The 7,557-nt window shown below is 61.7% G+C and carries 5 protein-coding genes; 3 read left to right on the forward strand and 2 right to left on the reverse strand.

What is annotated here, in order from left to right:
- The first annotated feature begins 13 nt into the window (after window positions 1-13).
- The gene (locus ABW043_RS17880; protein ID WP_353922555.1) at window positions 14-1,324 is read left to right on the forward strand and encodes an NAD(P)/FAD-dependent oxidoreductase; all 1,311 of its coding nucleotides are present in this window, start codon (window positions 14-16) and stop codon (window positions 1,322-1,324) included.
- Here ABW043_RS17880 and ABW043_RS17885 read toward each other — a convergent pair.
- Window positions 1,308-2,225 (reverse strand): DMT family transporter, encoded by a 918-nt coding sequence (locus ABW043_RS17885; RefSeq protein ID WP_353922552.1) that lies wholly within the window; start codon window positions 2,223-2,225, stop codon window positions 1,308-1,310. The two genes, ABW043_RS17880 and ABW043_RS17885, sit on opposite strands and share 17 nt — an antisense overlap.
- Before the next feature lie 150 nt (window positions 2,226-2,375).
- Window positions 2,376-4,841 (reverse strand): beta-mannosidase, encoded by a 2,466-nt coding sequence (locus tag ABW043_RS17890; RefSeq protein ID WP_353922556.1) that lies wholly within the window; start codon window positions 4,839-4,841, stop codon window positions 2,376-2,378.
- A gap of 246 nt (window positions 4,842-5,087) precedes the next feature.
- Here ABW043_RS17890 and ABW043_RS17895 point away from each other — a divergent pair, with 246 nt between their 5' ends.
- Window positions 5,088-7,070: a putative bifunctional diguanylate cyclase/phosphodiesterase gene (locus tag ABW043_RS17895; protein WP_353922553.1), complete on the forward strand. Its 1,983-nt coding sequence runs from the start codon at window positions 5,088-5,090 to the stop codon at window positions 7,068-7,070.
- A gap of 92 nt (window positions 7,071-7,162) precedes the next feature.
- Window positions 7,163-7,534 (forward strand): DoxX family protein, encoded by a 372-nt coding sequence (locus ABW043_RS17900; protein WP_353922554.1) that lies wholly within the window; start codon window positions 7,163-7,165, stop codon window positions 7,532-7,534.
- The last annotated feature ends 23 nt before the right edge of the window (window positions 7,535-7,557 follow it).

Genomic DNA, 7,557 nt, shown 5'->3' on the forward strand with positions numbered 1-7,557 from the left:
CATGGAGGCCGATATGGCAGAGCCGAAGCACCGCATCGTAATCATTGGCGGCGGTTTTGGCGGCATAGCGGCGGCGCAAGCACTGGCGCGTGCCGATGTCGAAGTGCTGCTGATCGACCGGCGCAACCATCACCTGTTCCAGCCTCTCCTCTACCAGGTGGCGACGGCATCGCTGAGCCCCTCGGAAATCGCCTGGCCCATCCGCCATATCCTGCGCAACCAGCGAAATACGCGGGTGATCATGGCCACGGTGACCGGCATCGATGTCGCCAACAGACAAGTGCTGATCGAGGATGGCGCGCCGGAGCGGTACGACAGCCTGGTCATCGCCACAGGCGCGCAGCATGCCTATTTCGGCAATGACCAGTGGGAAGAGTTTGCGCCTGGGCTCAAGACGCTCGAGGACGCCACCGCGATCCGCCGGAAATTGCTGCTGGCCTTCGAGGCTGCAGAGCGCGAATTTGATCCACGGAAGCGCCGGGCGCTGCTGACCTTTGCGATCATCGGCGCGGGGCCGACCGGCGTCGAAATGGCCGGGGCGATCAGCGAGCTCGGTCGCGCGAGCCTTGCCGGGCAGTTCCAGACCATTGCACCGGAAGACCTGCGCGTGGTGCTCATCGAAGGCGCGGATCGCGTGCTTCTCAATTTCAAGCCGGAGCTATCGGCCTACGCCCTGAAGTCGCTCGAAGATCTCGGTGTCGAGGTTGAACTCGGGCAGATGGTCAAGGCGATCGATGAAGACGGCGTCACGTTCGGCGAAAAGCGCCTCGCAACCAAGACTGTCATCTGGGCAGCGGGGGTTGCGGCTTCGCCGGCGGCAAAATGGCTGGGCGCTGAGGCGGATCGGTCGGGGCGGGTGAAGGTCGAACCGGATCTCTCGGTGCCCGGACATCCCGAGATTTTCGTTGTCGGCGACACGGCGAGCATAGCCAAGCCAGATGGCAAGCCGGTGCCGGGCGTGGCTCCCGCAGCCAAGCAGGCCGGCGCCCATGCGGCTCGCGCAGTGCTGAGGCAGGTCGCAGGAGACAGCACAAGGGCGCCGTTTGCCTACGATCATGCTGGCGATCTGGCGACGATTGGCAAGCAGGCAGCGGTGATCGATTTCGGCTGGCTTGCGCTCAAGGGGTGGTTTGCCTGGTGGGTGTGGGGCATCGCCCACATCTATTTCCTCGTCGATGTGAAGAACCGCATCTTCGTCGCCATGAGCTGGCTTTGGATTTACCTGACCGGCCAGCGTAGCGCGCGATTGATTACCCATGGATTGGCGCCAACGGCGGAGCCACTCAAGGAGATCGAGCAGGAGGTCCCTAAGCCGGCTCGTTGACGGGCGTGACGTCGGGCTTGGCGAGCTGACGCTCGCGCAGCCAGATGTAGAGGCCGCTCGATATGATGATGGCAGCCCCGAGAATAAACCACTGATCGGGTGGCTGGTTGAAGATCAACCAACTGGCGATGGCTAGGTAGAGCAGGCTGAGATAGCTGAACGGGGCAAGGATGGCCGGCGTCGCAAAGCGATGAGCCATTGAATTGAGGAAGTGCCCGCCGAGTCCCGCGGCGCCCATGATGAGGAAGGCGACCCACGAAATCGGCTGTGTCGGCCAGACCCAGTCGGTAAAGGCCACCGGCGTCAGCAGGATGACCGGCGTTGCGCCCGCAAAGAACTGTTGGGTCGAGGCGCTGTCGACGCCCGCCAGTTTGCGGGTGAGGATGGAAAACAGCGCCAGGAAGAATGCGGCGCCGACGCTCAGCAGAGCCGTCGGCTGGAAAGCCTCGGAGCCGGGGCGCACGATCACCAAAATGCCGATGAAGCCGACGCCGATGGCAAGCCAGCGACGCCAGCCAACCTTGTCGCCCAGAAGCGGGCCCGACATGGCACAGATCAGCAATGGGGAGGTGAAGAGGATGGCGCTGGTAACCGTAAGCGGCAGATAGCGCATGGCCAGAAAGTTAAGCCCGGTCGTCCCGAGGAGGCAAGTGCCGCGCAGGACTTCCAGCTTCCAGTTGTTGCTCTTCATCACGGTGAAACCACTGACCGGCAGGAAGAGCAGCAGCAGGAGCGTGAGATGCGTAGCATAGCGCATGAAGACGATCTGCGTCGTCGCCATGCCCTCGACGGACAACCACTTGGCCGAAATATCGAGAACGAGAAGGACGAGTTGGGACATCAGCACAAGGCCGATGCCCAGGTTTGAGCGGCTCTCGATTGGGGAAACCGTCGATGCCATCAGGCGACCCCATATCCGGCAAGGAACAAAAGCGTGCCGAGAATACGGGGGCGAGACATGGCTGGTCCGGGCAGGAAGAAAAAAGGCGGTCCCGCACCGATGCGCGATGGGGACCGCCAAGTCAATGCTCTAGTATGGAAGAGACGGCGCTTAGAACGTCTCGGCCAGATTCCGCACGGAGAGCGACGCGGACAGGTCGGATGCGGTGACCTCAGCGCCATGACGCGGAATGAAGGTCAGTTCCACGGGGCGGCCGGGCAGTAGCGTCACGGCATTGTCCGAGAAATAGCCGGGCACATCGACTGACGCCGTGGCGAAGAAGGCGGGCTTGTCGCTCGAAAGCGTCAGCACGGCCTGACCATTCCGATCCGACCAGGAGGTGGAGACCGATGGCTGCACCAACTCGTAAGCCTTGTAGGGCTTGGGGAAATAGTCGTTTTCGCCCAGGACCGCGCCGGATGCATCCTTCCAGGTGAAGTAGAGGAATTCGTCTGCGGCCAGGTCCGCACCGGCGATAGTCGTGACACCGATGGCGGCATCGGCGCTGAGGGCGCTGTTGCCGGAGAAGATGACGCGGCTCTCGCCAGTGACTTTGGCAGCGATAACCTCGAGAGCGATCGAGACCGGGCGGCCGGTGTCGTTGATCCCCTTGAGGATGATCTCGGAGCCGTCGGCATTGGGCACGGCGACGACGTTGACGAGGCGGAAGAAGCGCTTGGCCATGTGGTGCATCAGCTTCCACTGCCCGCCATAGTCGAGGCTCGACCAGCTCGCCACTGGCCAGATGTCGTTGATCTGCCAATAGAGCGTGCCCATGCAGCGCGGCTTGGTAGAGCGCCAGTATTCGATGGCGGTCTTGATGGCGAGGCCCTGCTGGATCTGAGACAGGAACACCATCTGGTCGAAATCGCGCGGGAAGCGGAAATAGCGCGTCATCGTCTCGATGATGCGGGCATTGCCGCCATTGTTGCGCTGGTGGTTTTCCATGACCGGGGACGACGGATTGCGGTCCTTTTCTTCCGAGAAGGTCTCGATGACATTCATCGAGGTGAAGGACTGGAAGCCGAACTCGGAGGCAAAGCGCGGATTGACCGAGCGATAGGCGTCAAAGCTCTTGGCCGAGTGCCAGACGTCCCAATAGTGGAGGTCGCCGCGGGTGTCGGAGTGCCAGCCGTCGGAGAAATCCATGTAACCAAGCGAGGGCGAGGACGGCCAGAAGCGACGAGACGGGTCTTCGTCCTCGACGATCCGGTGCAGCATGGAATTGAGCCGGTCGTAATTGGCGACATAGCGCTCCGGCGCCGCCTTGGTCTCAGGGTACCAGTGGAGCGAACCGATGACTTCATTGTCGCCGCACCAGAGGGCGATGGAGGCGTGGTAGCTGAGGCGGCGCACCTGCTGGGTGATCTCGGTCTCGACCGAGGCGAGGAAGTCGCGATCGGACGGATAGCTCATGCAGGAGAACATGAAATCGTGCCAGAGGAGGATCCCGAGTTCGTCGCAGAGCTCGTAGAAATAGTCCGACTCATACTGACCGCCACCCCAGATGCGGAGCATGTTCATATTGGCGGCCTTGGCGCTCTCGAGCAGATCGCGAATGACTGCGGGGGTGACGCGCGAGGGAATGGCGTCGGCCGGAATCCAGTTGGCGCCCATCATGGTGATGTCGCGGCCATTGATGCGGCACTTGAACGAGTGGTCAATCTCGTCCTTCTCGATGATCCATTCAAGCTTTCGCAGCCCGATCTTGCGGGTCGTGACTTCGCCTTCGAGGTTCGTCGTCAGCTCGTAAAGCGGCTGGGCGCCCTGCCCTGACGGCCACCAGATCTTGGGACTGTGGATCGTCAGATTGTGGGTGAAGACGTTTTCGCCCTTCTGGACGGAGACCTTGTCGGTGATGGTCTGGCCGTCGATCGTGTGTTCGAGTTCGACCTCGCCATGGGCAAAGGCGAAGACGCGGGCCTTGATCGAGAGCTCAACCGAATTGGCGCCGTGGGTCTGTTCGACCTCGACGCTGTCCTGACGGGCGAGGCGCGATTTGCGCAGGCTCATCGTCCCATAGACGCCGACGGGCATAGTGCAGATACCCCAATCCCAACCCGCATGGCACGCCGCCTTGCGGATGAAGTTCATGTGGATGCCCTTCAACCCGTTGGTCTGGTAATTGTAGGTGAAGGGGATCGGGAAGGGATGGGCGTCGGAACGCGCCTTGGCGACATCGGGCGCCACACCGAACTCGATGCGCAGGCTGTTCTCGCCCTGATGCACCTTGCCGGTGACGTCGATATCGTTACGGACAAAGCTATTGTCGGTGCGGGCAACGACTTCGCCATTGAGCAGAATGGTGGCGATGCAGTCGACTTCCGAGAGCGTCAGCGTCAGGTAGCCGTCGATATCGGCCGCCGAAGCGTCGAAGCGGCGCTCGACATGCCACTCCGTCTCGCCCACCCACATCACGACCTTTTCGTTCTCGCCGAAATAAGGATCGGGGATGAGATCGGTGGCGAGGAGTGCGCCGTGGACGTCGCCCGGCAGGGTGATTGCCGTGGTGATATTGCGCGACGGCGCGGTCAGGCCATAGGGGCCGCTGAGATCAAGCGCGGTGTTGAAGCTCACAATGGTCAAGTCGTCCTCCTGCCAGCCGCAGCCGGCACCTCTGGCAGTCGCAAATCAACTACCGAAATCGATTTCGGAGGCGTTTGTAGCGGGAAGCGCGGCGCCTTCCAATGGGCCAGGAAAGGTTTTTTGCGGTCTATTGCATCGTTGCGAATGCGAAATTTGACGCCAAAGGCGACCATCATGGCAGATTTACTGATCTATTAGGAAATCTAGGCTTAGGCTTGTCACACAAAGGGCAGTGCCATGTCAGTATTCCGGCGCCTGGGCCGCGTCATTTTTGAATCTCCAGGGTCGGCAGAACTGTCGCTCGCCCAATGGCATGCGCTTAGGCGGCAAGTGCCGCTGATGTACGCCATGCTGGTGGCGGACATGATCATCCTGGCCGCCACGCATTTTTCCAGCGCGCCCCTCGTTCTTACCGTGGCCATTCCAGGGGTCTTCACCCTGCTCTGCGCCTTGCGCATCCTGCGTTGGATACGCGGCGACAGCGCAACGCTTACCCCGGAGCGGGCTCGGCGCGACATCAGGTCCATGGTGGTTCTGGGCCCGATCATCGCCGTTGGCTTTGCCAGTTGGGCGCTTAATCTCTACCCCTATGGAAACGCGCTGCAGCAGGCACACGTCGCCTTCTTCATGGCCATCACCACGATCGGCTGCATGTTCTGCCTGCTCAATGTGCGCAAGGCGGCCGTAGCGGTCAGCGCCTGCGTTCTCGTCCCCTTCACGACCTTCTTCGTCATGACGGGACAACCGGTCTTCATAGCGATCGCGCTGAACATGGTCCTGGTGACGGCGACGCTCGCGATAATTCTCTTCGACAACTATCGCGGTTTTACCGGGCTTGTTGCCTCGCGCCAGGAAATGGCGCGAAAGCAGGAGCAGACCCAGGAACTGCTCGACGAAAACCACCGCCTCGCCTGGCTCGATAGCCTGACCGGCGTGCCCAATCGCCGGTCGTTCCAGAACGAACTGGCAAGAGCACTGGATGAAGCCAAGGCCGGCGGCAGGACAATCGCCGTCGCGCGGCTCAATCTCGATGGCTTCAAGGCCGTGAATGAGGTTTTTGGCCAGGTCATGGGCGACCGGGTTCTGATAGAGGTCGCGCAGCGGATCGACGCGGCGAGGCCGTTTTCGTCCTTCCTCGCACGCCTCGACAGCGACAATTTTGCGGTGATCCTGACCGAGAATTCGGCAGGACCAAATCTGGAACGTCTCGGCCAACGTCTTTGCGAGGCAATCGGGCGACCGATCAAGCTCTCGTCGGGCACGACCCACGTCACTGCCTCCATCGGCTTTGCGGCATCGGGACCAGAGGACACGCCGGAAACCCTGTTCGATCATGCCGACTATGCCGGATGGCTCGCCAAGCGCGACGCGCGCGGCGGCACCATGGTGTTCTCGGCTATCGACGCGCATGACCTGCGACAGATCCGGCGCATGGAGCATCTGCTGCATACCTCCGATCTCGATGAAGAGATCTATATTCTGCTGCAGCCGCAATTCGACATCGCCATCGGCGAGACGACCGGCTTCGAGGTTCTGGCGCGCTGGCGCAGCCCGACGCTGGGCGAAGTGTCGCCGGCCGAGTTCATTCCCATGGCCGAACGCATGGGACAGATCGGAAAGATTACCCAGATCGTGCTGCGCAAGGCGCTGGCAGTCAGCGAGCAGCTTCCGCGGCGCATGCGGCTCTCGGTCAATCTTTCGGCCAACGACATTGGCTCGCCTGCCGCCATCGACGCCGTCATCGCGCAGGTGGAGGCCGCGCCGCGCCCGAGCCGCGTCGATTTCGAGATCACCGAAACGGCCATCATGCGCGATCTCGATCAGGCCAGGGATGCCCTTTCGCGCCTCCTGAGCCTTGGCGGGCGGATCGCGCTCGACGATTTTGGCACCGGACATTCGAGCCTCACCCACGTCCAGCGCCTGCCGCTGCACCGGATCAAGATCGATCGCAGCTTTGTTGCCGAAGTGACGAGCGACCCAACCAGCCGCGCAATCGTCAAAACCATGGTCGATCTTTGCCGCAACCTCGGCATGTCCTGCGTTTTCGAGGGGATCGAGACCGAGGCTCAGCTCGAAGCTCTTGCCGGTCTCGGTGGCACGGTGATGCAGGGCTATCTGTTCGGGCGACCGATGCTGCCGGAACAGGCGCTTGACCATGCCGAAAAAAGCGATGCGGGTTGGCGACCGGAGCACAGTCAGCGCTTTGGCGCGGCGAGCTGATCGAGATAGATCTCTGTCAGCGCCTGTCGAAATCCGCCGCATCGCTTCGTCGCAGAAACGAGCGGACGATGACGGAACCGCAGGAGGCAAAAATGATCAGGACTGGTTGGGTATTGAGCGCGCTGGTGACGCTCTTTCTTCTGGGGGCTTCGGCTGCACCCAAACTCATCAATTCACCGCTGGCGCTTGAACCGCTGGAGGTTGTGGGCTGGCCAGCAAAGTACCTTCTGCTGATCGGCATTATCGAGGTCGTCGTGGCGGTCCTCTACATCATACCGCGGACAGCCCTGCTTGGCGCCGTGCTGATGACGGCGCTGCTTGGCGCTGCATTGGCAGCCAATCTGCGGGTCGACAATCCGCTCTTCAGCCACACGCTCTTCAGCATCTACCTCGGCACCCTGGCCTGGGTGGCGCTTTGGTTGCGCGAGCCGAAATTGCGGGCGCTCTTCCCCTTCACCCGTTGAATGCAAAAAGGCCCGGTCGTTTG

The organism is Devosia sp., assembly GCF_040509215.1.
In the GTDB taxonomy this organism is placed as follows: domain Bacteria; phylum Pseudomonadota; class Alphaproteobacteria; order Rhizobiales; family Devosiaceae; genus Devosia.